Annotated in this window: 20 protein-coding genes; 17 read left to right on the plus strand and 3 right to left on the minus strand. The window is 73.2% G+C overall.

The features are described 5' to 3' along the window. Nucleotides 1–120 precede the first annotated feature (120 nt). Nucleotides 121–1356 carry an ATP-binding protein gene (locus tag FHS22_RS08780; RefSeq protein WP_184939997.1) on the plus strand — a complete coding sequence of 412 codons (1236 nt, stop codon included), beginning with the start codon at nt 121–123 and terminating at the stop codon, nt 1354–1356. Here the strand turns inward: FHS22_RS08780 and FHS22_RS08785 are convergent. After that, complete coding sequence (locus FHS22_RS08785) at nt 1331–1972, minus strand: helix-turn-helix transcriptional regulator (RefSeq protein WP_275955144.1); 642 nt, start codon at nt 1970–1972, stop codon at nt 1331–1333. The genes FHS22_RS08780 and FHS22_RS08785 overlap by 26 nt on opposite strands. A 93-nt stretch (nt 1973–2065) precedes the next feature. Between FHS22_RS08785 and FHS22_RS08790 the strand changes: the two genes are divergently transcribed. The 9 genes from FHS22_RS08790 (at nt 2066) to FHS22_RS08830 (ending at nt 13536) form a co-directional block, all read left to right on the plus strand. Next, nucleotides 2066–2254, plus strand: coding sequence for a DUF6229 family protein (locus FHS22_RS08790; protein WP_184940000.1), 189 nt, complete (start codon nt 2066–2068; stop codon nt 2252–2254). 15 nt (nt 2255–2269) lie between these two features. Beyond that, nucleotides 2270–5107: a type 2 lanthipeptide synthetase LanM family protein gene (locus FHS22_RS08795; RefSeq protein WP_184940001.1), complete on the plus strand. Its 2838-nt coding sequence runs from the start codon at nt 2270–2272 to the stop codon at nt 5105–5107. Nucleotides 5108–5112: 5 nt separating this feature from the next. Then, nucleotides 5113–6972, plus strand: coding sequence for an ATP-binding cassette domain-containing protein (locus FHS22_RS39175; protein WP_221473401.1), 1860 nt, complete (start codon nt 5113–5115; stop codon nt 6970–6972). Continuing rightward, a complete protein-coding gene (locus tag FHS22_RS08805) occupies nt 6969–8312 on the plus strand; it encodes an FAD-binding oxidoreductase (RefSeq protein WP_184940005.1) in 1344 nt (447 codons plus the stop codon). The genes FHS22_RS39175 and FHS22_RS08805 overlap by 4 nt, the downstream gene beginning before the upstream one ends. Nucleotides 8313–8631: 319 nt before the next feature. Further along, nucleotides 8632–9543 carry a formylglycine-generating enzyme family protein gene (locus tag FHS22_RS08810; RefSeq protein WP_184940007.1) on the plus strand — a complete coding sequence of 304 codons (912 nt, stop codon included), beginning with the start codon at nt 8632–8634 and terminating at the stop codon, nt 9541–9543. 98 nt (nt 9544–9641) lie between these two features. Continuing rightward, entirely contained in the window at nt 9642–10658 is a 1017-nt protein-coding gene (locus FHS22_RS08815) for an ABC transporter substrate-binding protein (protein ID WP_184940009.1), read from the plus strand. Nucleotides 10659–10667: 9 nt separating this feature from the next. Further along, nucleotides 10668–11696: a FecCD family ABC transporter permease gene (locus tag FHS22_RS08820; protein WP_184940010.1), complete on the plus strand. Its 1029-nt coding sequence runs from the start codon at nt 10668–10670 to the stop codon at nt 11694–11696. Then, a complete protein-coding gene (locus tag FHS22_RS08825) occupies nt 11693–12766 on the plus strand; it encodes a FecCD family ABC transporter permease (protein ID WP_184940012.1) in 1074 nt (357 codons plus the stop codon). Before FHS22_RS08820 ends, FHS22_RS08825 begins: the two co-directional genes overlap by 4 nt. Then, on the plus strand, nt 12763–13536 hold the full coding sequence (locus tag FHS22_RS08830; RefSeq protein WP_184940013.1) for an ABC transporter ATP-binding protein: 774 nt from the start codon (nt 12763–12765) through the stop codon (nt 13534–13536). Before FHS22_RS08825 ends, FHS22_RS08830 begins: the two co-directional genes overlap by 4 nt. Before the next feature lie 269 nt (nt 13537–13805). Here the strand turns inward: FHS22_RS08830 and FHS22_RS08835 are convergent, their stop codons facing one another. Both FHS22_RS08835 and FHS22_RS08840 read right to left on the minus strand, forming a co-directional pair. Further along, nucleotides 13806–14672 carry a GNAT family N-acetyltransferase gene (locus FHS22_RS08835; protein WP_184940014.1) on the minus strand — a complete coding sequence of 289 codons (867 nt, stop codon included), beginning with the start codon at nt 14670–14672 and terminating at the stop codon, nt 13806–13808. A 91-nt stretch (nt 14673–14763) separates the two neighbouring features. Continuing rightward, complete coding sequence (locus FHS22_RS08840; RefSeq protein WP_338047665.1) at nt 14764–15606, minus strand: PaaX family transcriptional regulator; 843 nt, start codon at nt 15604–15606, stop codon at nt 14764–14766. A gap of 196 nt (nt 15607–15802) precedes the next feature. Here FHS22_RS08840 and FHS22_RS08845 point away from each other — a divergent pair, with 196 nt between their 5' ends. The 7 genes from FHS22_RS08845 to FHS22_RS08875 all read left to right on the plus strand — a co-directional run bounded on the left by FHS22_RS08845 (nt 15803) and on the right by FHS22_RS08875 (nt 25455). Next, complete coding sequence (locus tag FHS22_RS08845; RefSeq protein ID WP_184940017.1) at nt 15803–17110, plus strand: MFS transporter; 1308 nt, start codon at nt 15803–15805, stop codon at nt 17108–17110. Between the two features lie 537 nt (nt 17111–17647). After that, nucleotides 17648–18670 (plus strand): LacI family DNA-binding transcriptional regulator, encoded by a 1023-nt coding sequence (locus FHS22_RS08850; RefSeq protein WP_184940019.1) that lies wholly within the window; start codon nt 17648–17650, stop codon nt 18668–18670. Nucleotides 18671–18732: 62 nt separating this feature from the next. Then, nucleotides 18733–20007 carry a sugar ABC transporter substrate-binding protein gene (locus tag FHS22_RS08855; RefSeq protein ID WP_221473402.1) on the plus strand — a complete coding sequence of 425 codons (1275 nt, stop codon included), beginning with the start codon at nt 18733–18735 and terminating at the stop codon, nt 20005–20007. A gap of 22 nt (nt 20008–20029) precedes the next feature. Then, nucleotides 20030–20956 carry a carbohydrate ABC transporter permease gene (locus FHS22_RS08860; protein WP_338047666.1) on the plus strand — a complete coding sequence of 309 codons (927 nt, stop codon included), beginning with the start codon at nt 20030–20032 and terminating at the stop codon, nt 20954–20956. Next, nucleotides 20953–21759, plus strand: coding sequence for a carbohydrate ABC transporter permease (locus FHS22_RS08865; protein WP_184940022.1), 807 nt, complete (start codon nt 20953–20955; stop codon nt 21757–21759). Before FHS22_RS08860 ends, FHS22_RS08865 begins: the two co-directional genes overlap by 4 nt. 17 nt (nt 21760–21776) lie before the next feature. Beyond that, complete coding sequence (locus FHS22_RS08870; RefSeq protein ID WP_184940024.1) at nt 21777–23684, plus strand: glycoside hydrolase family 127 protein; 1908 nt, start codon at nt 21777–21779, stop codon at nt 23682–23684. Between the two features lie 85 nt (nt 23685–23769). Continuing rightward, nucleotides 23770–25455, plus strand: a complete 1686-nt coding sequence (locus tag FHS22_RS08875) for an amylo-alpha-1,6-glucosidase (RefSeq protein ID WP_184940026.1) — start codon at nt 23770–23772, stop codon at nt 25453–25455. Nucleotides 25456–25494 lie beyond the last annotated feature (39 nt).

Genomic DNA, 25494 nt, shown 5'->3' on the forward strand with positions numbered 1-25494 from the left:
GAGGCCGCGTCATCCGACCGCAGGAACCGTGCCGGAGGCCGGGACCGGCGGCCCGCGCTTAGGATCGCGTCGAGCTCGATGGATCTCTGAAGCCGGTTCGTCGGAAGGGCGTCGCTCCGTATGCAGCCACCACCCGCGCGTGACACCGCCGGACAGACCGCAGCGGGACGGGGCTTCCTCGGCTGGCGGGATCCGCTGCTCCTGGCGGCCAGGCCCAGCGGCGAGCGCGTACGCCGGTTCGTGGCGATGCTGCTGATGCTGCAGCGGCTCAGTTACCTGCTGCCCGCCTGCTCGAGCCTGTTCGCGGGAGAGGTGCTCTTCTCCGGCCGCACCCGCAACGCGGTGCTGCTGGCGTCGGCCCTGGTCTGGAACGTGGCGCTGTTCCACTGGGTCGCGCGGCGCGGCTGGTTCACGCCCCGGGCCGTGGTGATCGACGTCCTGGCCACCTGTGTCTTCATGATCGGGGTGACCGGCGCGTGCCTGCCCGCGTCGGGTACGTGCGTGAGCAACTGGTCCTCGCACGCCCTGCTGGCGACGGGGGCGCTGATCGGCGCCGTCGGCGAGCGGCCGGTCCAGTTCACCGCCCTGCTGCCGCCGATCGCGGTCTACGCGATCGCGCACGCCGACGACCTCGGCCGGCGCTTCCCGCCCGTGCTGGAGCTGGCCGTACGGGTCAACGGCTACCTCTGGTTCGCGGTCATCGTCTTCTTCATCCACCGCTACCTGGCCGCCCAGGCCGCGCGGCTGGACGGCCTGGCCGAGCAGCGGCTGGCGGCCGAGGCGGAGCGGGCCGCCGAGCGGACCCGGCTGGCGCACTACCGGCAGCTGCACGACACGGTCCTGGCCACGCTGACCGCGATCGCCCGCGGCGGGCTGGATCACTGTACGGAGGAGGTGCGGCGGCGGTGCGCGGCCGACGCGGCCTACGTGCGGGCGCTGATCGGGCAGGACGGCGCGGGCCCCGCGACCGGGCTGGGCAACGGCCTGGCCCGCGCCGTGTCCAGGGCGGCGGGGCTGGGGCTGTGCGTGCGCTACGCCGCCGAGGCGCTTCCCGAGGACCTGCCGGCCGGTGTGGCGGCGGCCATGGCGGAGTCCGCCGCGGAGGCGCTCAACAACGTGGTCCGGCACTCCGGAGAGCGGGAGGCGTGGCTCACCGCCGTCGCGGTGGACGGCGTGGTCACCGTCCGCGTGGTCGACCGCGGCAGGGGCTTCGATCCCGGCCGGGCCGGGATCGGCTACGGGCTGCGTTCCTCGGTCGCCGGGCGCATGCGTGAGATCGGCGGAAGCGCGGAGATCATCACGGCTCCCGGCGAGGGGGCGTGCGTGGAGCTCAGGTGGCCAGACCGTCCTCTCTGACGCGGGTGGCGAGCTCCAGCTTGGTGTAGGCGGGGCGGCCCGCCTTCCGGTACTTGTCCTTGACGCGTTCCAGGTAGTTCTTGGCGGTCCCCGGCTGCACCCCGGCGCTGCGGGCCGCCGCGCCGAGCGTCATGCCGGAGGCGTAGGCGAGCAGCACCGCCCGCTCCTGCGGGGACAGGACGGGCCGGTCGCCGTCCCGGTCGGCCAGCCAGCCCAGCGCCAGCTCGGGGGAGACGGCCACCTCCTCCTCCGCCACCTCCCTGATCTTCGCCACCAGCGCCGCCAGGTCGTGGTCCTTGGTGAGGTACCCGCCCGCTCCCGCGCCGATCATCTGCCGGGCCGTGCCGCCCGAGGTCACCACGCTGACCACGAGCACCCGCCGCCGCAGCCGCACCAGCGTGCGCACGTTGTCCACGGGGTCGGAGCGGTCGGCCAGCAGCAGGTCGAGCAGGACCACGTCGGCCGGTGACGGTTCCGTCCTGAGCAGTTCGGCGACGGTCGCGGCCGACGCGGTCAGCCGTACGTCGGGCACACCGGCCAGCCAGGCGGCCAGCCCCTCGATGAGCATCCGGTCATCGTCGACTACGGAAAGGGTGATCACGCCTGTCTTTCCCATATCCGGCAAGTCCTGTCAAGTGAGCAGTTATGGCGGCTACCGGTCACGGGGCCGGCGACGGATCATGGCGCCACGTCCGAGAAGGGAGCAAGCATGACCGTCACGCTCGAAAGGGCCGAGGAGATCATCGCCGCCTGGAGGTCGGGTGACGAGGCGGACAGCCCTGCCGGCCCGGTGCTGCCCGGCATGTACGTCGAGTCCGAGATCACCATGACCGGTCCGGGTTACTCCGGCCGGTGCGGGACCGCCTGCTCGGGCTCCCGAACCTACATGTGCTGCTGAGAGGGGCCCAAACGCATGGCCGGTGAGTTCGACCCTCCGCTGGACCCGCTGATCGGACCGGCTCTGGCCGACCTGGAGGCCCGGCTGGGGTCGCTCACCGGCCTCACCCCGTCCGAGCGCGGTGCCATCCTGGCGGGCGCGGCGCTGTCCGTCGAGGACGACGTCCGCCGCAAGATCACCAGGGTGCTGGTGCTGGAGCTGAACGCCGCCCGGCTGTCCGGGCGGCTGACCGCCCCCGACCCCGCCGCCCGCTGGGAGGAATGGAAGCGAAGCGTCGCCGAACCGGCGTTCTGGGACGGTCTGGCGGTGCCGTACCCCACCATGATGCCCAGGCTGGCGACGGCGATCCGCAACCGGTGCGAGGCCGCCGCGCGCTTCGCCGAACGTTTCGCCGCCGACCGCACGGCACTGGTCGCGCTCCCGGGGGCGCCGTCCGGCGCGCTCGAACGCGTCGAGTTCGGCGCCGGGGACAGCCACCGGGGCGGGCAGACGGTCGTCGTGCTGCACGGCGAGGACGGCCGGGTGGTCTACAAACCGCGCTCGCTGGCGGTGGACGCGGAACTCGCCGGACTGCTCGGCCACCTCGGCGACTCCCCCATGCGCGTGCCCGCGGTCGTGACCGGGCAGGGGTACGGCTGGGCCGAGCACATCGGGCACCGCCACTGCGCCGGAGCCGGAGAGCTGCGCGCCTTCTACCGCGGCATGGGCCACTGGCTGGCGCTCATGCGCCTGCTCGGCGGCAGCGACCTGCACGCCGAGAACCTCATCGCCGCCGGACCGCACCCCGTGGTCGTCGACTGCGAGAGCCTGTTCGCCCCGCACGCCAGAGCCCGCCCCTCGGGGTACGGCCAGGCCGTCGACCTGGCGGTGGAACTGGTGGACACCTCGGTGATGCGCACCGGGCTGCTCCCCGGACGGGGGGTGGCCCTGGGATGGCGGGGCGTGGACATGTCGGGGGCGGGCGCGCTGCCCGGCCAGCAGCCGCAGGTCGAGCTGCCGGTGGTGCTCGGCGCGGGCACCGACAACCCCCGGATGGGCACCGAGCGGGTGGAACTGCCCCCGGCGGAAAACCACCCCAGCCCCGAACCGGTGCTCGGCCGCTACTGGGATGTGATCATCGCCGGATTCGACGAGCTCGACGACCGTCTGACCGAACTGGACCGGTCGGGCAAGCTGGAGCCGCTGCTGGCGGCCTTCGCCGACTGCCCGGTCCGTGCGGTGCTGCGTTCCACCGAGTCGTACGCCGAGCTGAGCCGCATGCTCTGGCATCCCGCCGCGCTGCACGACGAGGCGCCCGCCCGCGCGAAGGCCTCCGCGCTGCTGGCCAAGATGTCGGAGAACGTGCCGGGGGCTCCCGGCGACCCCGCCATCATCGCCGCCGAAGTGGACGAGCTGTGCCACGGTGACATCCCGATGTTCGACACCACCCCGCGCGTCGGCATGCTGCGCGGCCCCGCCGACACCAGGTGCGGCCCGGAGAACGATCTGATCGCCGACGCCGCGGCCCGCTGGCGGGCGCGCGACCACGGCCTGGACCGCCGGGTGGCGCAGGCGGCCCTGGTCAGCGCCTACCTCAACGAGGGCTGGATGCCGGAGGACACGCGGCTCTCGCCCGGCCTGATCCGTACCGAGCGCCTGGAGCCCCGGCGGCGTGCGGCGGCGGCCGGAATCATGCGCGGCGTCCTGGACGGCGCCGTGCGCGGCGCGGACGGCACGGTCACCTGGATCACGCCCGTGCTCAACCCCACCGGCTGGGCCGTGCAGCCGCTCTCGCCCGACCTGTACGGCGGAGCCCACGGCGTGGCGTTCCTGCTGGCCGCCTACATCGGTGAGGCCGCGGACGGCAGGGCCGAGCCGGTCGGGGAACTGCCCGGCCTGCTGGAGGCGGTCCTGCACACCATACGCCGCATGGAGGACCGCGACGCCGAAAAGCGGCAGGAGGCCATGCGGGTGCGGCCCGAGCCGCCCGGCGCCTACCTGGGGGTCGCCTCGCAGGCGTGGGGCTGGCTGCTGCTGCGCGCCTTCGGCGCGGCCGGCCAGGAGGCACTGGAACGCGCCCGCGTGCTGGCCGGACTGCTCCCGGAGTCGATCGAGGCCGACGACAACTACGACCTGCTCTCCGGGATGGCGGGGGCGATCGTCCCGCTGCTGCGGCTGAGCCGGGAGACCGGGGAGACGCAGTGGGCCGAACTGGCCCGATCGGTCGGGGTACGCCTGGCGGGGCTGGCGGAGCGCCGCTCCGGCGGGGTCTGCTGGCCCAGCCCGCGTTTCCCGCAGGGGCTCGGCGGGCTGGCCCATGGCGCGACCGGCATCGGCTGGGCCCTGGCGCGGCTGGCGGAGTCCCCCGACGGCCCCGAGGGCATGCGGGAGCTCGCCGAGGCGGCCTTCGCCTACGAGGACGCCCTCTACGACCCGGACCAGCGCGGCTGGCTGGATCTGCGCAACGACGGCTTCGCCGCCAAAGCATGGTGCCACGGCGCGGGCGGGATCGGGATCGTCGCCGCCGACCGGCTGGCCCGCGAGGGCGGCGTCCAGTGGCGCGACCGGCTGGCGCGCGCCGCCGCCTCCTGCTGGGCCGACGGCATCGGCTGGAACCACACGCTCTGCCACGGCGACCTCGGCTGCTGGGAGACGATCGAACAGGCACGGGCGGCCGGGGTCGCGCCGGTGGAGCGGGAGCTGCTGGACGCCCGCATCCTGGGCAGCCTGGAGGTCAACGGCCCGGTCAGCGGCCTGGCCAGAGACGCCTTCGCGCCGGGTCTGCTACCAGGTCTCGGCGGGGTGGCCTACCAGTTGCTGCGCATGCACCCGGAGTGCGCGCTGCCGTCCGTCCTGCTCCCGGACCTGGAGTGAACCCGGTGGAAGAGGAGGTGGAGGGGCTCGTCGCCCCCTACTGGCACCTGGACCGGCCGGACGGGCCCCGGCGCACGCTCCGGCGGCTGCCGTCGCTCACCGCGCCGGTGCTGCGGCTCATCTGGGAGAGCGGGCGCCTGCCCGCCCTCACCATCCTCGTCCTCCAGCTCGCCGCGGGCGCCGCGACGGCCGGCGGGCTGCTGGCGACCACGGCGGTGCTGGAGGAGCTGCTGGCCTCGGGGGCGGCTCCCGACCGGCTGTCGGCAGCGGTGCCCGGCCTGGCCCTGGTCGCCGCGGTCGCGGCCCTGTACGGCGCGGCCCAGGCGGCGGTGGAGCTGGCCAGGGCGCGGCTGGAGCCCGCGCTGCGGCGGGCGGCCGAGGAGCGTCTCTTCACCGCCGCCCTCGGCGTGCAGCTCGCCGACTTCGACGACGTGGACTTCTACGACGGCCTGCACCGGGCACGCGATCGCGGGCTGTTCCACCTCGACCGTTCGGCGGGCAACACCATCGACCTGCTCGGCGCCGCCTGCGGGGTGACGGCGGCCGCCGCCGGGCTGGCCGTCCTGCACCCGCTGCTGGTGCCGCTGCTCGCGGTCAGCGTGATCCCGGAGGCGTGGGCGGTGCTGAAGGCCGCGCGGCTCGGGTACGCGGGCATGAGGAGCATGGTCACGCTGAACCGCCGGGTGGACATGCTGGCCGAGCTGGCCACCGAGCGGGAACCGGCGGGCGAGCTGCGGGCCTGCCAGGCCCAGCCGTACGTGCTGGCCGAATACCGTCAGGCGGCGGACGTGCTGAAGGCGCAGGAGACGCGGGTCGGGCTGTCCATGGCGCGGATCAGGACCGCGGGCCGCGCGGCGGGCGGCGCGGCCATGGCCGGGGTGCTGGCCGTACTCGGGCTGATGCTGCACTCGGGCTGGATCGCGCCGGCCGCGGCGGGCACCGCGGTGATCGCCGTCCGGGTGGCGGCCGCGGCGCTGCGGCAGCTCGCCCAGGCCGCCAACCAGCTGTTCGAGCAGGCGCTGTACGTCGCCGACTACCACGACTTCCTCGCCGACGCCGAGGCCAGGAGACGGCCCGCGGGGGGTACGGCGGCGCCGCGCTCTCCCGGGCGCATCACCCTGCACGGCGTCGGTTTCACCTATCCGGGCGGCCGGAGCCCCGCGCTGGAGGGGATCGACCTGACCATCCACGCGGGCCAGACGATCGCGCTCGTCGGCGAGAACGGTTCGGGCAAGACCACGCTGGCCAGACTGCTGGCCGGGCTCTACCGGCCCACCGGAGGCACCGTGCGGTGGGACGGGCTCGACACCGCCGGTCTGGACCCGGACACCGTGGCCGACCGGGTGGTCCTGGTGCCGCAGCACCCGGTCCGCTGGCCGCACGACGCCAGGACCAACGTCCGCATGGGCCGCCACGACCGCCCGGACCCGGGAGACCTCGCGCTGCACGAGGCCGCCGCGCTCGCCGCGGCCGACGACGTCGTCGCCGGCCTGTCCGCCGGATGGCGGACCCTGCTGTCCAAGCAGTTCAGGGGCGGCCACGAGCTGTCGGCGGGGCAGTGGCAGCGCCTGGCCGTGGCCCGCGGGCTCTTCCGCGACGGGCCCCTGCTGATCTGGGACGAGCCGACCGCGCCGCTGGACGCCAAGGCGGAGTACGCCGTCTACGAGACGCTCCGGAAGATCGCGGGGGAGCGGACCGTCCTGCTCATCACGCACCGGCTGACGAGCGTGCGGCACGCCGACCGCATCTACCTGCTGCACCGGGGGCGCATCGCCGAGGAGGGCACACACGAGGAACTGCTGGCCCTGCGGGGACGCTACGCCGAGCTGTACGCGCTGCAGACCGGGAAGGCGGCCCGCCGGTGACGGGCCCGCGCCTGATCCGTCCCGACGAGCCGGGCTACCAGGCCAGGCGCAAGGCGTTCCTCGGCACGCTCACCGAGGAACTCCCCGCAGCCGTGGCCTGCTGCGCCTCGGAGGCGGACGTGGTGGACGCCCTGGAGCTCGCCCGCGCCCGCGGCCTGCCGTTCGCCCTGCGCGGCGGCGGCCACAGCTTCGCCGAGCACTCCTCCACGACGGGGCTGCTGGTCGATCTCGGCGCGATGAAGACGATCGAGGCCGGCGCGGAGAGCGTGCGGGTGGGACCCGGTGTGCAGATCGGCGAGCTGGCCCGGCACCTGGCCGCGCGCGGACGCATGGTGCCCTGCGGCTGGTGCCCCACGGTCGGCGTGACCGGCGCGGTGCTCGGCGGCGGATACGGCCCGTTCAGCCGCCTGTACGGGCTCGGCGCCGACCACCTGCTGGCGGCGCGCGTGGTCCTGGCCGACGGGCGGAGCGTCGAGGCGGGAGACGACCTGCTGTGGGCGCTGCGCGGGGCCGGCGGCGGCAACTTCGGCGTCGTCACGCAACTCACGCTGCGCACCCGGCCCATCGTGCCGGTCACCGCCGTCCAGGCGGTCTGCGGTTTCGACCGCGCCGCCGATCTCGTCGACGCGTGGCAGCACTGGGCGCCCGACGCGCCGGACGAGGTCAACCTGGAGATCGCCGTCGTCTCCGGCGACGAGCCCGAGGAACCGCCCTACGCCGTGCTCTTCGGCATCGTCGCCGGAGCGGAGGAGCGGGCCCGGAAACTGGTCGGCGACCTCGCCCCGCTGGACCGCGTCCGGCTCACCCGCCTGGAGGGCGCCGCGGCCGCCTGCCACCACGCCTACGCCGACGGCGGGGAGGGCGCCGTCACGGAGCTGCCGTACGGCGAGCGGCCCGGGCTCCGCCTGAACAAGTCGGGCTTCTTCGACGGGCACCTGCCCCGGCCGGCGATCGAGGATCTGCTGGGACGGCTGGCCGCCGACCGCGTGCGCGGCGAGATCCGGGACCTGGAGTTCGTGCCCTGGGCGGGCGCGATCGCCCGGGTCGCCCCCGACGCGAGCGCCTTCGTCCACCGCGCCCCGCGCTTCCTGCTCAAGCAGTCCGTCCAGGTGGGATTCCGCGCCGCCGACGGCCGCAGACGGGACGCGCACGCATGGCTGCGCCGGTCGTGGGCGCGGCTGTCGCCGTGGGCCTCCGGGGCCGTCTACCCCAACTACCCCGACGCCGACCTGGAGGACTGGGCGCAGGCCTACTACGGGGGCAACCTGCCGAGGCTGCGGGAGGTGAAGGCCGCCTACGACCCCGGCGGCCTGTTCCGCTTCGCCCAGTCCCTGCGATGAGGGGGGCGGGCTCCCGCCGCCCGGCGGCTTCCGGCCGGTCAACCGGCGGATCTCCCGGATCTTTCCGTCGGACCGTTGACGGGAAAACCGGCGAACCATACGTTTCCCCTCGTGCCGACGCCACGCGGAGCCCACGCACTCGTCCGCCGGTCCCGTGAGGGGCGGGTACCGCGCGCGCTGCGGCGGAGCGGCGCGCTGAGCCGCGGTGAGACCGCCGTGCGGGTGGGCCTGCGGGTGGGGGCGCGGGCATGCCTGCCGGCGCCCGAGGGGGTGTGACGTGGGCGGGAACTGCTGCTCGCCCGCGACGGCGGCGGCACCGATGGAACCGGTGCGCTTCGCGGCCGCGGGACGGCACGCGGCCGAGCAGGCCGAACTGCCCGGAGGGGCGTTCCTGATGGGAGATTCGCGCGGCGACGGCAATCCCGGCGACGGCGAGACCCCCGTCCACCGGGTGGTCGTGCGGCCCTTCTCGATCGACGCCACGTGCGTGACGACCGCCGACTTCGCCGCCTTCGCCGAGGCGACGGGCTACCGGACCGAGGCCGAGCTGTACGGCTTCTCCGCCGTCTTCCACCTCGCCCTGAGCGCCCGGCCGCAGGATGTGATGCGTCCGGTGCCGGGCGCCCCCTGGTGGGTGGGGGTGCGCGGGGCCGACTGGCGGCATCCCGGCGGCGTCCTGTCGGAGGCCGAGCCCGACCATCCGGTGGTCCACGTGAGCTGGAACGACGCGACGGCCTACTGCTCGTGGGCGGGCCGGCGGCTGCCGACCGAGGCCGAGTGGGAGTACGCCTCCCGGGGCGGGCTGGAGGGCGCCCGCTACCCGTGGGGCGACGAACTGCCCCGGGACGAGTGGCGGGTGAACATCTGGCAGGGGGACTTCCCCTCCCGCAACACCCTGGAGGACGGCCATCTCACCACCGCCCCGGTACGCGCGTTCGCCCCCAACGCGTACGGGCTCCGGCAGACGGTCGGCAACGTCTGGGAGTGGTGCGCGGACTGGTACGCCCCCGACTACTACGCCCGCTCACCCGAGGAGGACCCGCGCGGCCCGCGGCGCGGTACGGCACGGGTGCTGCGCGGCGGCTCGTTCCTGTGCCACGACTCCTACTGCAACCGCTACCGGAACTCGGCCAGGTCGGCGAACACCCCCGGCTCCTCGATGGCGAACGCCGGTTTCAGGACCGCGCGAGACCGGGCTCCGTCCCCGGAGCCCGGTTCCCGGATCCGGTGAGCCCGAGCCGTTCTTCTGGTCATCCATCGAAAATATGGTTAGCCTTGCCTAAGTAGTGGTCTTCGGATGGTTCGCCCCCGCGAGAACGGAAGATCATCATGCGTGCATGGCGTCCGGTCCCGGCACTCGCCGCCCTGAGCATCGTGCTCGCCGGTTGCGGCTCCGCAGGCACCTCCGGCACCACCTCCGCGGCCTCCGCCGCGCCCTCCGGACCCTGGTCGTTCACCGACGGGTCCGGCAAGGTCGTCACGGCGGACCGGACTCCGGCGCGGATCATCGCGCACGCGGGCGAGGCGGCCGCGCTGATGTCCTTCGGCATCGAACCGGTCGGCGTCTACGCCGACGAGCCGGTCAAGACCGATCCGAACCTGAAGGATCTCGACCTGACCGGCATCGAGATCCTGGGCCAGGAGTGGGGCAAGATCGACGTGGAGAAGGCCGCGGCCCTGCGGCCGGACCTGATCGTCGGCGACTGGTGGCCGGCGGAGAAGGCGCACAGCGGCCTGGAGGAAGGCGTCGACGAGAAGAGCAAGAAGCTCGCCGAACTGGCGCCGGTGGTGGGCGTCTCCCAGGGCAGGTCGATCGTCGACCTGGTGAAGGGGTACGAGGACCTGGCCGAGAGCCTGGGCGCCGACGTCGACGCCCCGGAGATCGCCGCGAGCAAGAAGCGCTTCGACGAGGCGCTCGCCTCCTTCAAGGAGGCGGTCGCGGCCAAGCCGGGCCTCACGGTGGCCGCGATGTCGCCCGCGGACGACAAGGTGTACGTGGCCAACCCCGAGTACGCGCCCGAACTGCTGGACTTCCAGCGCTGGGGGTTGAAGGTGATCAACCCGGACAGCCCGGACCCCGGCTTCCCGTACTGGGAGAACCTGAGCTGGGAGAACGTCGACAAGTACCAGCCCGACCTGATCCTGTGGGACGGCCGCAACCACAAGCCGACCTCCAACGCCGAGTGGGGTGAGAAGCAGCCCACCTGGTTCAAGATCAAGGCGGCCAGGGCGGGGGCGGTCGTGGCGTGGCCGGCGTACTGGTTGCACACGTACGGCCACTTCGCCGCCGAGCTGGACAAGCTGACCGCGGCGGTCAAGGTCGCGGACCCGAACATCGGCGACTGACCGCCGCTGATGAACGGCTCGGCACACCTCGGGCGCAGGGCTTCGGTCCTCGGACCGGGACTCGTCATCCTGTGCGTGTCGCTGGCCCTGGCCGCCTTTCTCAGCGTCACCCTGGGCTCGCGCTCGATCGGCCTGCCGGATGTGCTGCGCGCCCTGGGCGGCATGGACACCGACGGGTCGATCGACAGCACGGTGACGCTGGAGCTGCGCGTGCCCCGCACCCTGCTCGGCATCCTGGTGGGCGCCGCCCTCGGCGTGGCCGGCGCCATCCTGCAGGGCGTCACCCGCAACCCGCTGGCCGATACGGGGATCATGGGCGTCAACTCCGGCGCGGCCGTCTTCGTGGTCTTCGCCGTCACGGTGCTCGACGTGCGCGGCGCGGATGTCTATGTCTGGTTCGCCTTCGCCGGGGCGATCGCGGCCCTGGTGCTGGTGTACGCGATCGCGTCGCTCGGACGGGAGGGCGCCACCCCGGTCAAGCTCGCCCTGGCCGGGGTTGCCGTCACCGCGGGTCTGGTCTCGGTGACCACCGGGATCGTGATGACCGACGTGAACGCGCTCAACGAGCTGCGGTTCTGGCAGGTGGGGTCGCTCGCCGGGCGGTACGCCCCGATCCTGACCGGGGTCGCGCCGTTCCTCCTCCTCGGGCTGATCGCCTCGCTGGGGTTCGGACGTGCGCTCAACGGGCTCGCGCTCGGCGAGGACACGGCCCGCGGCCTCGGCCAGCAGGTCACCCGGACCCGGGTAGCGGCGTTCGCGGTGGTCGCGGTGCTCGCCGGCGCCGCCACGGCCGCCTGCGGGCCGATCGTCTTCGTCGGGCTGGTCGTACCGCACGTCGCGCGGTTCGTCTGCGGACCGGACTACCGGTGGATCCTGCCGTACTCCATGCTGCTGGCCCCCGTCGTGCTGCTGCTGGCCGACGTGCTCGGCCGGATCGTGGTCGCTCCCGACGAACTGCAGGTCGGCGTGGTCCTCGGCGTGCTCGGGGCGCCGGTGTTCGTCGGCATCGTCCGCTACGGCCGGCTGTCGGAGGCATGACCGTGAAGGCGACCACGACCACGACCGCCGCGCCGCGGGCCGCGGCCGCCGGCGCCTTCCGCGCCACCCGGCGTCGCCGGACCGCCCGTTCGTACGCGGTGGCGTGCGCGCTGGCCGCGGCCGTCGGCGCGCTGTTCGTGCTCACCATGATGGTGGGCAGCTTCCAGCTCAGCGCGGAGGAGGTCGTCGCCTCGGTGCTCCACCTGCGCGACGAACCCAGCGTCGACTTCGTCGTCCGGGGGCTGCGGCTGCCCACCGCGGCATCCGCGCTGGCCGTCGGCCTCGCCCTCGGCGCAGCCGGGACGATCTTCCAGCAGCTGCTGCGCAATCCTCTCGCATCCCCTGACTTCGTCGGGATCAACTCCGGTGCCGGGCTCGCCGCCATCACCGGGATCGTGCTCCTCCAGGTCAGCGGACTGGCCGTGAGCGCGCTCGCGCTCGCCGGGGCCGTCGCCGCCGCCCTGCTGATGTACGCGCTCGCCTGGCGCGACGGCGTGGCCGGCTACCGGTTCATCCTCATCGGCATCGGCGTCACGCTCTTCTTCGACGGGCTGATCGGCTACATGCTGACCCGGGCCCGGCTGTCCGACGCCCGGCAGGCGATGCACTGGCTGACCGGCTCCGTCGGGCAGGCCGACGCCGACGAACTGCGGCTCCTCGTCGGCGCCGTGCTCCTCCTCCTGCCCACCGCGGTCCTCCTGCAGCGGCAGCTGCGGGCGCTCGAACTCGGTGACGACACCGCCCGGGCGCTGGGCGTCCGCACCGAGCTCGGCCGCGCCGGCCTCCTCGCCACGGCGGTGGTGCTGACGGCCCTGGCCGTCGCCGTGGCCGGCCCCGTCGTCTTCGTCGCCCTCATCGCCGGACCGATCGCCAACCGCCTGCTCGGCCCCGCCACGGGCGGGATCATCCCGGCCGCGCTGGTCGGTGCCGCGTTGCTGCTCACCGCCGACCTCGTCGCCGTCCACCTGCTGCCCACGCCGCTGCCCACCGGCGTGGTGACCGGCGCGGTCGGCGCGCCCTACCTGCTGTGGCTGCTGGCCACCACCAACCGGCAAGGAGCGGGCGGATGACCCGACTGCGGGCCGAGGGCGTGACCCTCGGATACGACGACCAGGCGATCGTGACCAACCTCGACGTCCGGATCCCGGACGGCAAGGTCACGGCGATCGTGGGCGCCAACGCGTGCGGCAAGTCCACGGTGCTGCGCGGCCTGGCCAGGTTGCTCAAGCCCCGGCACGGTGCCGTGTACCTCGACGGCAGGGCACTGACCGGGATGAGCACCCACGAGGTGGCGAAGACACTCGGGTTGCTGCCGCAGACCCCCCTCGCGCCCGACGGCATCACGGTCGCCGACCTGGTCGCCCGCGGTCGCTACCCGCACCAGGGGTGGTTCCGCCGCTGGACCGAACGCGACGACGACGCTGTCACCCGCGCCCTCGAGGCCACCGGGACCGCCGACCTGGTCGACCGCCCGCTCCGGCAGCTCTCCGGCGGCCAGCGCCAGCGCGTCTGGGTGGCGATGGCGCTCGCCCAGGACACCGATCTGCTGCTCCTCGACGAACCCACCACCTACCTGGACATCAACCACCAGGTGGAGCTCCTCCGGCTGCTGCGGAAGCTGAACGCGGAGTCCGGCAAGACCATCGTGGTCGTCCTGCACGACCTCAACCTGGCCTGCCGCTTCTGCGACCACGTCATCGCGATGGCGGAAGGCACCATCGTCGCCGAGGGCGCCCCGACCGCGGTGATCACCGCCGAGCTGGTCGAGAAGGTCTTCGGCCTCAGCTGCGTCGTGGTGCCCGATCCGGTCGCCGGCACACCGATGGTGGTGCCTTCCTGATCCTCCGGCGCTTCGGGCCGGTTCCCGGCCGATCCGCCGGACCCACGCCGGCCCGCCGCCGATGTGCGGGGTGGGCTCCGCGGCGGGCCCGCCGCCGGGATCCACCGGCGGCACGCCGCTGGCCCTGGAGCACACCCCGCTGATACGGGCCCTGCGCGGTGAGGAGGTCGACGACCCGCTGCCGGACGCCTACGCCGATACCGCCCTGGTGCGACGGCTGGTCGACAACCTGATCGGCAACGCTCGGCGGTCGATGGAAGGGACGCAGCCTAGGCGTCCCGGTAGTGGTCCCGGATCTCGGGGAGCCGCTGGAAGCCGGCCGACCTGTAGGCGGCGACGGCTCCGGCATTGGAGGCCGGGGTGCAGACGGTCGCGCTCGACGAGCCCAGCTCCTGGAGCGCGGCGGCCGCGGCGATGGTGATCGCCTCGCCGTAGCCGCGCCCGCGATGCTCCCGGTGCACCCCCATCGGCTCGATCAGCCCGGGCCTGCCCGGACCGGCCGACCACACCGTCACCGCCGCCACCGCGTTGTCCCGGGCGTCGTACGCGACCAGGCACCGGGCGTCGGCGTACGGAGATCCGGCCGCCATCGCGTGCCAGCGCTCGTCCGTGAACGTCGACCCGTCGAACGACGCCCGCTGTACGGCGGTCCGCACGTGCGCCTGCTCCGGCCCGATCGCCTCGATCCGCACGCCCGGGTCCTCCACTGGATCCGTGAGGTCGCGGCGCAGCGGCGTCCACGGCTCGTCGGTGTTCCATCCGCCCTCGGACAGCAGGTCTCGGATCAGTTCGCACATCGACGCGTCGACGTGCGCCTTGCCCGCGGCCAGTACGCCGCGCCCCGGCTCGGTCACGTCCTCGACCAGCCGCCGCGCCAGCTCCTCGTCCCGCCGGGCGGCGGGCGCGACCGCCAGCCGCAGCAGCGCGGGATGGTCCAGCAGCCCGACGGCGAGAATCCTGCCGTCCCGGCTCCACGTCCGTACCGCCGCGGCCGTCGCCTCAGCGCCGAACCGCCAGAACCAGCCCAGGTCTCCCGGATGCAGTTGCGCCGGCGCCCCGTCGCGCTGCCACTCCCGCAGCACCCCCGCAACCTCGCCCAGCCCGTCGACTCCCGGCCCACCCAGCGCAATCGCCATACCCGTGATCACACACCACCGCACCGGCGGTCCGCACCCGGTTTACGGCCGGTCGGGGGTCCGCCCGGAGGGCGGCCTTCCCCTCCCGGGGTCAGGGCTGGAGGGGCAGCTCGTCCAGGATCGCGGCGGCCAGGTCGCGCGCGAGCTCCCAGTAGGCGCGGGTCAGGGTGCGGAAGACCTGCTCGGCCCGGATGGCGGGCCAGTCCGGGGGCAGGTGCTCGGCGGGCAGGTGCGGGTCCCGGCGGACGAGTTGCAGCCAGTCGGTGTGGAGCAGCAACTGGCGGGCCAGGTCGTCGGGGAGCGCGGGCTGCGGGCCGGGGGTGTCCCAGCGGTCGAGGAACGCGTGGTAGCGCTCGGCGATCTGCCGGGTGTCGAAGGCGCTGTGGACGAGGTCGGCCGACTCGGTCGGCCTGAGCGCCCGGGCGGCCAGGACGGTGACGTGGTCGCGCAGGCCCAGCTCGGTGACGACGGCGGTCACGTCCTTGGTGCCCGGGGCGATCCACAGACCGCTCTGCAGGAGGCCGAAGCCGGCCCAGGTGAGCCGGGAGCGCAGGTCGTGGCGGGTGCTGCGGCGGGTGTCGGGCAGCGAGAAGCCGACCACGGTCCAGGAGCCGTTCCAGCCGCGGTTGATCGCGCCGGTCTCCCAGATGCGGCGGCGGCCGTCCTCCAGGACGGCGGTGGCGTGCGGGGTGAGCCCGAAGTAGGTCTTGCGGCCCTGCCGGTGACGGGTCAGCAGGCCCCGCTTGGCCATGCGTGTGAGCGTCGAACGCACCGCCTCCTCGGTCACGCCGAGGCGGGCGAACACCTCGATGACACTGCCGGAGGAGACGGCGACGCGGCGGTCGAGCACGTAGAGGCCGAGGAAGCTGAGCATCAACGACTGGGGGCGCGCGGAGGGGGAGGGGGACGCGTCGTCTCCTTCGCCGGAAGTCACAAGCAGAGGGTAGACGGATCCCTTTCGTTGGGCAAAACTGTGACGCAAGTCAATCTGATGCCCCATATATGACGTGTCCCGCTCCCCGCCGGGCGCGGCGGCGTCCGCGGAACGGCACGTCCGCCGCCACGCCCGACCTCGCCGGGACCGGCTCGTCCCGTCCGGAGATCCCCCCGCTACGAACGGAACCAATGCCATGTCCAACCCGTCGGCCCCGCCCACCGCCGCCGGCCCGGTCCAGCTGCGCCGCGCCGTCGCCTCCAGCTTCCTCGGCAGCGTCATCGAGTACTACGACTTCCTGCTGTACGCCACCGCCTCCGCCGTGGTGTTCGGCAAGGTCTTCTTCTCCGACCTGAGCCCGCTCGTGGCGACCGTCGCCAGTCTCGGCACGTTCGCCACCGGCTACCTCGCCCGGCCGCTCGGCGGCGTCATCTTCGGTCACTTCGGCGACCGGCTCGGCCGTAAGCGCATGCTGGTGCTGACCATGGCCCTGATGGGCGCGGCCAGCTTCCTCATCGGCCTGCTGCCGACGTACGAGCAGGTCGGCAGTCTCGCGCCGGTCGCCCTCGTCCTGCTCCGCGTGGTGCAGGGCATCGCGGTCGGCGGCGAGTGGGGCGGCGCGGTGCTCATGTCCGCCGAGCACGCCACCGGCCGCCGGGGACTGTGGGCCAGCTTCACCAACGCCGGGGCCCCCTGCGGCATGCTGCTGTCCACCGCGGCGCTCAACGGCAGCGCCGCGGTCATGGACGAGCAGTCGTTCCTGGCCTGGGGCTGGCGGATCCCGTTCCTGATCAGCATCGTCCTGCTGGCCGTCGGCCTGTTCGTCCGCGCGCGGGTCGAGGAGACCCCGGTCTTCACCGCCGCGCAGCGGGATCCGGCGCCCCGCTCCGCGCCGCTGCTGGACGTGCTGCGCCACCACCCCCGGACGCTCCTGCTCGGCATCGGCGTCGGGCTGTCGCCGTTCGTCCTGCAGGGCACGCTCACGACCTTCCTCATCTCGTACGGCGTGCAGTCCGGTTTCACCCGCACGCAGGTGCTCAACGGCCTGACGCTCTCCTCCGGGATCGCGATCATCGGCATTCTGGGCTGGTCCGCCCTGTCGGACCGGGTGGGCCGCCGGCCGATCGTGCTCACCGGGGCCGTCGCCGCCGCCGTGTTCGCCTTCCTCGTCTTCCCGCTCGCCGACGCCGGCAGCGTCGGCCTGCTCACCCTCGCCCTCGTGCTCGGCCAGTCGGTCATCCACCCGATGATGTACGGGCCGCTCGCCGCGCTGTACACCGAGCTGTTCTCCACCCGCAGCCGCTACACCGGCGCCTCGCTCGGCTACCAGGTCGCCGGTCTCGGGGCCGGTCTGGCACCCCTGCTCTTCGCCCAGATCCAGGCCTCCGGCGGTGGCGGCGGAACCACGCTCATCTCTGCGATCATCGCGGCCTTCTGCCTGCTGACCGTGGTCTGCACCCTGGTGCTGAGGGAGACCAGCCGCACCGACCTCGCCCACGGCTGAGGCCGGTCGCGGCTCCGGTTCGGGCCGGCGGCCGTAGCGCGCGATCGTGATCTCGTCGATCACCGGGGCGTACCGGGAGCGCAGGGGCGCTCCCGGGAACGTCTCCGACGCATACGTCCTGCCGCCGGACTCACCCGGGAGGAGTGCTGCGCGTAAGGCCCTGGTGGTGCTCGGGAATGCCATGGCGGTGCCCCTGGAGTGTGAGCGCTAACAATGCTGAGGGAGCAGACCGGCAACGCAACCTGGGGTTTCGCGCAGGCTACGTAGCCGTGCGCCGCGCGTCAATAGCCTGATCTCCATGCGTTTCCGGCTTGTCACGATTCGATATCGCCGGTTGCGCTCACTCTTGACGCCGGGCGGCCGTTGAGGGAACAGTCGGGCCACATCGTTGAACCGGTTCGCTTGCTCCGGTGGTTACACACGACGCCGGTTCGGGGCCTTCCTGCATACGCTCGCGGATCAGGTGGCATCCGGGCAACGATGCGAGGGAGCAGTGCAACGCAATCATCGAACCGGTTCGACACCCAGGAGGTGAGAATGGCGACGATCGGAGACGTGGCCCGGGAGGCCGGGGTGAGCCGCAGCACGGCGTCGTACGCGCTGTCGGGCAAGCGGCCCATCTCGGAGGACGTGCGCCGGCGCGTGCTGGCGGCCGCCGAGGCGCTCGCCTACACGCCGAACGCGGGCGCCCGGGCGCTCGCCACCTCCCAGACCAAGGTCCTCGGTCTGCTCGCCCAGTTCCACGAAGACGAGTTCGCGCCCGCGATGATGCAGTACATCCTGGGCGTCACGAACACCGCCCGCGACCTGGGCTACGACACCCTGCTGGTCACCGAGGCCGACGGGGTGCGGGCGCTGCGGCGCATCACCGACTCGCGGATGGTGGACGGCGTCATTCTCATGAACATCGCCCAGGACGACGCCCGGCTGCCCATCCTGCGTGCCGCGCCGCAGCCGGGCGCTCTGGTCGGACTGCCGGACGACTGCTCCGGGCTCGACGTGTTCGACCTGGACTTCGAGGAAGCCGGCCGGGTGATGGTGGACCACCTCCACCGGCTCGGCCACCGCGAGCTCATCCTGATCTCCCACCCGGAGCACGTGGTCGAGCGGGGCGGCGCCTACGTGTGGCGGCTGCGCGACGCGGCGCTCGAACGCGCCCGTCAGCTCGGCGTCACCCTGCACGCCGTGTACGGCGAGTCCCGGCAACCGGCCGTGGGCCGCCTGCTCAACGAGTCGCTCGACGCCTACCCGGCGGCGACCGGCCTGCTGATCAACAACGAGGCGGCCGTGGCGGCGCTGCCCACCGTCGCTCACGCGCGGGGGCTGCGGGTGCCCGAGGACCTGTCGGTCGTCGGGCGCTACTCCGCCGACTTCGCCGCCACCTTCTCCCTGCCCTACTCGTTCGTCGAGAGCGCGCCCGATCGCCTCGGCTCCATGGCGGTGCGCCAGCTCGTGCGCCGGGCGGAGTCCCCGGCGGCCAGGAAGGAGCCGTTCGTGGTGCGTTTCATCTCACCCGAGCTGGTCTCCCTGGGAAGCACCGCGCCCCCGCGCTCCCGCTGACACCAGGCCCTACCCCCCACTTCCGTCGCGCTCCCGATGTGAGCGCTAACAAGGAGGAATCGATGAACCGTCCGTCGATGTCCACGAGGACGACGGTCTTCGGAACCGCCGTCCTGGCGCTGTCCACCCTCACCGCCTGCGCGTCCGCTCCCCAGGACGCGTCCGGATCCGGTACCGCCACGGCCTCCGCCGCAGGCGCGTACACCTGGTGGGACCCGTACCCGCAGCACGACGCGGGCTCCGCGTGGGCCGAGCGGGTCGGCTCCTGCGGACAGCAGGCCGGCGTCACCATCCAGCGCACCGCCTACGACACGACGGCGCTGACGAACCAGGCCCTGCTGGCGGGCCAGGAGGGCAACGCGCCCGACGTCATCCTCCTGGACAATCCGGCCGTCTCCACGCTGGCCGACGCCGGGATGCTCAGCGCGATGTCCGACTTCGGCCTCGACGCGAGCCGGTTCGACAAGAACCTGATCGCCGCCGGCGAGCTGGACGGCAAGACGTACGGCATCCCCATCGGCGCCAACACCCTCGCCCTCTACTACAACAAGAAGATCCTGGACGAGGCCGGCGTCGACCCGGCCTCGATCAAGGACTGGGCCTCGCTCACCGCGGCGCTGAAGAAGGTCAAGGCCGCGGGCAAGAAGCCGATCACGTTCGCCGGCATCGGCACCGAGGAAGGCTCGTTCCAGTTCCTCCCGTGGCTCTGGGGCGCCGGCGCGCAGCTCACGCAGCTCGACTCGCCGCAGGCCGCCGAGGCGCTGGAGTTGTGGAACTCCTGGCTCAAGGACGGCCTCGCGCCGAACTCGGTCATCGGCAACTCCCAGAACACCTCCTGGGAGGAGTTCCTGACCGGCGAGTTCGCCTTCGGCGAGAACGGCACCTGGCAGATCAACAGCGCCGCGAAGGCGGGCTTCCCGACCGGCATCGTGCAGATCCCCGCCAAGGACGGCGGCGCCGCGCCCACGCCCACCGGCGGAGAGTTCATCACGGTCCCGGTGCAGAAGGACACCAAGCGCTACGACGCCACCAAGAAGATCCTCGAGTGCATGACCACACCCGAGGGCCTGGTGGAGACCGGAACCACGTTCGCGTACTACATCCCCTCCACGGCCGAGGGGCAGGAGGCCATCCTCGCCAAGGAGCCCACGCTCCAGCCGTGGGTGGAGGCCGTGCGCACCGCCAAGGGCCGTACCAGCGACAACCTCGGCACGGACTACCCGAAGATCTCCGAGGCGATGTGGACCGGCGTGCAGAAGGCGCTGAGCGGCGCGGCGAGCCCCGCCGACGCGCTAAAGGAGGCGCAGGCGCAGGCGAAGCAAGCCACCGGCGACTGATCCGATGACTTCGCTTCACACCGTGACGGCCGAAGTGGGGGGAGCGGCGCACGCCGCTCCCCCGCGGAGGCGGGCCCGGCGGTGGACGGCCCTCGCCTTCCTGACCCCGCTGATCGTCTACCTGCTCGCCTTCTACGCCTATCCGCTGTACCGCAACATCGACCTCAGCGTGCACGACTACACGCCGCGCGCCTTCGTCCAGGGCGATCCGGAGTTCACCGGGCTGGACAACTACCTGGACATCCTCTCCGACGACGCGTTCCTCGACGCGCTGGGCAACACGGCGCTGTTCACCCTGGGGTCGATCGCCGTCCAGTACGCCCTCGGCCTGGCCCTGGCGGTCTTCTTCCACCGGAGCTTCCCCCTGTCGGCCGTGCTGCGGGCGATGTTCCTCGTGCCGTGGCTGCTGCCGCTGATCGTGTCCGCGTCCACCTGGTCGTGGATGCTCAACAGCGAGAACGGCATCGTCAACGCGGCGCTCCAGGCGTTCGGCATCGGCCAGATCAACTGGCTGACGTCCCCGGACACCTCGCTGCTGGCGGTCACCGTCGCCAACATCTGGCTCGGCGTCCCGTTCAACCTGGTGATCCTCTACGCCGGGCTGCAGAACATCCCGGCCGACCTGTACGAGGCCGCCGGCCTGGACGGCGCGAACGCCTGGCAGCGGTTCCGGCGCATCACCTTCCCGCTGCTGCGGCCGGTGTCGGCGATCACGCTGCTGCTCGGGCTGATCTACACGCTCAAGGTCGTCGACATCATCTGGATCATGACGCGGGGCGGCCCCGCGGACGCCTCGACGACGCTGGCCATCTGGTCCTACCGCGAGGCGTTCGGCACCGGCCAGCCCGACTTCTCCCCGGCGGCGGCGGTCGGCAACCTGCTCATCCTCATCGCCTTCGTCGCCGGGCTGGTGCACGTGCGCCTGCAGAGGAGGGAGGAGACCGCATGAGAGCGTGGAAGACCGCGGTGGGCGTCGTCCTGGTGGGCGTGATGCTCTTCCCGGTCTACTGGATGTTCAACGTCTCGCTCACCAAGACGGGCGACATGCGGGCCGACCCGCCGCACTGGTTCCCGTGGGACCCGACGTTCGAGGGCTACAGTGCGGCGCTCGGCCAGCAGCTCCCGGCCCTGGCCACCAGCCTTCTCATCGGGCTCGGCACGGTCGCGCTCACGCTCGCCGTGTCCCTGCCGGCCGGGTTCGCGCTGGCCAAGCTGCGCCCGCGCGGGGGACGGGCGATCGACTTCCTGCTCCTCGTCGCGCAGATGATCCCCGGCGTCGTCATGGCCATGGGCTTCTACGCGATCTACATCAGACTCGGGCTGCTCAACACCGTCGCGGGTCTGATCGTGGCCGACTCGACGCTGGCCGTGCCGTTCGGGGTGCTGCTCTTCCGGGCGTTCATGGCGAGCATCCCCGCCGAGGTCATGGCCGCGGCGCAGATCGACGGGGCGAGCACCTGGCGGACGTTCCGGTCGATCGTGCTGCCGCTCAGCCGCAACTCCGTGATCACGGTCTCGCTGTTCACCTTCCTGTGGGCGTGGTCGGACTTCATCTTCGCCTCGACCCTCAACCGCAACAGCGACGTCATCCCCGTCACGCTCGGCATCTTCCGCTACATCGGCAACAACACCACCCAGTGGAACTCGATCATGGCGACCGCCGTGATCGCCTCGCTTCCCGCGGCGTTCCTGCTCGTCCTCGCGCAGCGTTACATCGCCGCCGGAGTGACCGCGGGCGCCGTCAAGGACTGACAGGAAGGTTTCGACATATGACCGGCCCCGTGCTGCCGTCCCACGGCCGGGCACGCCCCCTCGGGCTCGCGCAGGTCTCGCTCACCGGCGGGTTCTGGGGCGACCGGCAGACCGTGAACGCCACGGCGACGCTCGCCCACTGCGAATCGTGGATGGAGCGTCTCGGCTGGCTGGCCAACTTCGACCGGGTCGCCGACGGGACGACCGGACCCGACCGTCCCGGCTGGTCGTTCTCCGACTCGGAGGTCTACAAGCTGCTGGAGGCCCTGGCCTGGGAGGCCGCGAGAACCGGCGACCCCGGGGCGGAGGCCGCGATCAAGCGGCTCACCGCCCGCGTCGCCCGCGCCCAGGACCCGGACGGGTACATCAACACCTGCTTCGGCCACGGCGACCAGCCGCCGCGCTACAGCGACCTGGAGATGGGCCACGAGCTCTACAACACCGGCCACCTGCTCCAGGCCGCCGTCGCCCGGCTGCGCACTTCCGGCGAGGACGACCTGGTCCGCGTCGCGCGGCGCGCCGCCGACCACGTGTGCCGCACGTTCGGCCCCGGCGGGCGCGCCGGGATCTGCGGTCACCCGGAGATCGAGGTCGGCCTGGCCGAGCTCGGCCGCGCCCTGGGCGAGGAGCGGTACGTCGAGCAGGCCCGCCTGTTCCTCGACCGCCGCGGCCGCGGGACGCTGCGGGACATCCCGCTGGGACGCGCGTACTTCCAGGACGACATTCCCGTCCGGGAGGCGGACGTGTGGCGCGGCCACGCCGTCCGGGCCCTCTACCTCACCGCGGCGGCCGTGGACGTGGCGGTCGAACGCGGCGACGACGAGCTGCTGGACGCGGTGCGGCGGCAGTGGGAGCGCTCGGTCGCGCGCCGCACCTACATCACCGGCGGCATGGGCTCCCGCCACCAGGACGAGGGCTTCGGCGAGGACTGGGAGCTGCCGCCGGACCGCGCCTACTGCGAGACCTGCGCCGGCGTCGCCTCGATCATGGTGTCCTGGCGGCTCCTGCTGGCCATCGGCGACCCGCGCTACGCCGACCTCATCGAGCGGACCCTGTACAACGTCATCGCGACCTCGCCGGGCCCCGACGGCCGGGCGTTCTTCTACGCCAACCCGCTGCACCAGCGCACGCCGGGCAAGGCCGCGGACCCGGACGAGGTCAGCCCGCGCGCCGAGGGCGGCACCCGGGCCGCCTGGTTCGACGTCTCCTGCTGCCCCACGAACGTCGCCCGCACGCTCGCCAGCCTGCACGGCTACCTCGCCACCACGGACGACGACGGCCTGCAGATCCACCAGTACGCCCCCTGCGAGATCCGCGCCGAGCTGCCCGACGGGCGGCCGGTCGCCGTGGACGTCGAGACCGGCTACCCGGAGTCCGGCACCGTCCGCCTCCGCATCGCGGCCGACGCCCCCCGCCCCTGGACGCTCACCCTGCGCGTCCCCGCCTGGGCGGCGGGCGCCACCCTCACCGAGGACGGCCGCACGCGGCAGGCCGCGCCGGGCCTCGTCCGAGTCCACCGGGCCTTCCGGGCGGGCGAGATCGTCACCCTCGACCTGCCCGTCGAGCCGCGCTTCACCTGGCCCGACCCCCGCATCGACGCGGTGCGCGGCTGCGTCGCCGTCGAGCGCGGCCCCGAGGTGCTGTGCGCCGAGTCCCGCGACCTGCCCGACCCCGCCGCACTCGACGCCCTCGTGATCGACACCCGCTCCGCGCCCCGGGCCGGAAACGGCGCCGTCCTGGTCCGCGCCCTGGTCCCCGGCCACCCCGGCAGGGACTGGCCCTACCTGCCCGATCCGGCGCCTCCCGCGGGGGACGCCGGATGGATCGACCTTCCGCTGCGCCCCTACCACTCCTGGGCCCGGCGGGGCCCGGCGGGCATGCGCGTCTGGCTGCCCGCCTCAGCCCCCCGCGCCCGAGGAGAGTGACGGGCTCCGCACAGAGGGGGCGGCGCCGCCGCCACCGCCCCCTCGGCACGGACGCCGCCGAAGACAGAGAAAGGACTCCCGCCTGATGACCGTCGCCGCCCCAGGGCCGGTGTTCTCCCTGTGGGAGATACCGTTCAGCCGCCGAGGTTCCTGGTTCGGATTCTCGCCCGTGGTGGCGGAGAAGACCTACGCCCGGGAGGTGCACCTGGTCTCGCACCAGACCGGGATGCACCCGATCCTGAAACTGGTCCCCGACGCCGAGACCGCGGTGACGGCCACCCCGCACCTGCTGACCTGGAGCGGCGGCGGCGGCCGGATCGACCTCGCCTACGAGAGCGCCGACACGGTACGCGTGCGCGGCCGCGGCCTCGGGCTCCGCCTGCTGGCCGCCGACCCGGTCCTGACGCCGTTCAGCGGCCCGTACTTCTACCAGGACCCCGTCGACGGATCGTACGTCTTCACCGTCTACCAGACCGGCCGGCGCTACCGGATCACCCTCCTCGGCGGCGAGGCCGGGCATCTCGGCGCGCAGGCGCCGGGCGCCGCCGAACGCGGCGTCGTCCTGCGCGGCGAGTGGGAGATCGCCATCGAGGAGTACGAGACCGCCCGCGCCCCGTACACGAGCACCGGCCCGTTCGAGCAGGTCGCCGAGGCGGTGCGGACGGAGTTCGACGCGTTCACCGCGGCGGTCGCGCCCTGGCGCAGCGACCGGACACCCGCCGCCGGACTGGCCGCCTACGTGGTGTGGTCGGCCACCGTCCGCCCCGCCGGGTTCGTCACCCGGCCCGCCGTGCTCATGTCCAAGCACTGGATGGACAAGGTGTGGAGCTGGGACCACTGCTTCAACGCCATCGCCCTCTCCCGCGGCCTGCCGGAGCTGGCCTGGGACCAGTTCCGGCTGCCCTTCGACCACCAGGACGCCGCCGGTGCGCTGCCCGACTCCGTCGCCCACTCCGAAATCCTCTACAACTTCGTCAAGCCGCCCGTGCACGGCTGGGCCCTGCGCCGGCTCCCTCCCGCGCCCGATCCGGCCGGCACCTACCGGTCGCTGGAGCGCTGGACCGCCTTCTGGCTCGACGCCCGCCGTACCCCCGGCCGCGAGCTGCCGCACTACCAGCACGGCAACGACAGCGGCTGGGACAACGCCACCACCTTCGACCCCGAGCGGGTCGTCGAGACCGCCGACCTGGCCGCCTTCCTCGTGCTGCAGATGCGCGAGCTGGCCCGCCTGGCGCCGGATCCCGGAGCGTCCGCCAGATGGACGGGACAGGCCGACCGGATGCGTGACGCCCTCCTCTCGGAACTGTGGGACGGCGAGCGGTTCGTCGCCCGCGGCGCGCACTCGGGGCGCACCTGGGCAGGCTCCAGCCTGCTCGACCTCATCCCGATCGTGCTGGGAGAGGAGCTGCCGCGACCCGTCCGCGCGGCGCTGGCCTCCCGGATCGAGCGGCACCTGACCGCGTTCGGGCCCGCCACCGAACTGCCCGCCTCGGAGCACTACCAGGACGACGGCTACTGGCGCGGCCCCATCTGGGCGCCGTCCACCGTCCTGATCGAGGACGGCCTGCGCCGGTCCGGATACCCGGAGCTGGCCGACGACGTCGGCGCGCGCTTTCGCGCCCTGTGCGAGAAGTCGGGATTCGCCGAGAACTTCGACGCCCGCACCGGGGAAGGACTGCGCGACCGCGCCTACACGTGGACGGCGAGCGCCTATCTCATCCTCGCCGCCGACCACGAGCGGCGGACGGGGAGAGCGCCGGGGGACGGCTGACCGCCCCGGGCCGGCGGCGGGCGCACCGGATCCGCCGGG

Origin of the sequence: Thiemannella venezuelensis (assembly GCF_014203605.1) — a bacterium.
GTDB lineage: Bacteria > Actinomycetota > Actinomycetes > Streptosporangiales > Streptosporangiaceae > Planomonospora_A > Planomonospora_A venezuelensis.

Bases quoted from the DNA above. Each gene is read 5' to 3' on its own strand.
- FHS22_RS08875 (WP_184940026.1), top strand. From the start codon at position 23,770: ATGACCGTCGCCGCCCCAGGGCCGGTGTTCTCCCTGTGGGAGATACCG.
- FHS22_RS08870 (WP_184940024.1), top strand. From the start codon at position 21,777: ATGACCGGCCCCGTGCTGCCGTCCCACGGCCGGGCACGCCCCCTCGGG.
- FHS22_RS08820 (WP_184940010.1), top strand. From the start codon at position 10,668: ATGAACGGCTCGGCACACCTCGGGCGCAGGGCTTCGGTCCTCGGACCG.
- FHS22_RS08795 (WP_184940001.1), top strand. From the start codon at position 2,270: ATGGCCGGTGAGTTCGACCCTCCGCTGGACCCGCTGATCGGACCGGCT.
- FHS22_RS08835 (WP_184940014.1), bottom strand. From the start codon at position 14,672: ATGGCGATTGCGCTGGGTGGGCCGGGAGTCGACGGGCTGGGCGAGGTT.
- FHS22_RS08830 (WP_184940013.1), top strand. From the start codon at position 12,763: ATGACCCGACTGCGGGCCGAGGGCGTGACCCTCGGATACGACGACCAG.
- FHS22_RS08850 (WP_184940019.1), top strand. From the start codon at position 17,648: ATGGCGACGATCGGAGACGTGGCCCGGGAGGCCGGGGTGAGCCGCAGC.
- FHS22_RS08790 (WP_184940000.1), top strand. From the start codon at position 2,066: ATGACCGTCACGCTCGAAAGGGCCGAGGAGATCATCGCCGCCTGGAGG.
- FHS22_RS08815 (WP_184940009.1), top strand. From the start codon at position 9,642: ATGCGTGCATGGCGTCCGGTCCCGGCACTCGCCGCCCTGAGCATCGTG.
- FHS22_RS08845 (WP_184940017.1), top strand. From the start codon at position 15,803: ATGTCCAACCCGTCGGCCCCGCCCACCGCCGCCGGCCCGGTCCAGCTG.
- FHS22_RS08825 (WP_184940012.1), top strand. From the start codon at position 11,693: ATGACCGTGAAGGCGACCACGACCACGACCGCCGCGCCGCGGGCCGCG.
- FHS22_RS08810 (WP_184940007.1), top strand. From the start codon at position 8,632: ATGGAACCGGTGCGCTTCGCGGCCGCGGGACGGCACGCGGCCGAGCAG.
- FHS22_RS08865 (WP_184940022.1), top strand. From the start codon at position 20,953: ATGAGAGCGTGGAAGACCGCGGTGGGCGTCGTCCTGGTGGGCGTGATG.
- FHS22_RS08855 (WP_221473402.1), top strand. From the start codon at position 18,733: ATGAACCGTCCGTCGATGTCCACGAGGACGACGGTCTTCGGAACCGCC.
- FHS22_RS08780 (WP_184939997.1), top strand. From the start codon at position 121: ATGCAGCCACCACCCGCGCGTGACACCGCCGGACAGACCGCAGCGGGA.
- FHS22_RS08785 (WP_275955144.1), bottom strand. From the start codon at position 1,972: ATGGGAAAGACAGGCGTGATCACCCTTTCCGTAGTCGACGATGACCGG.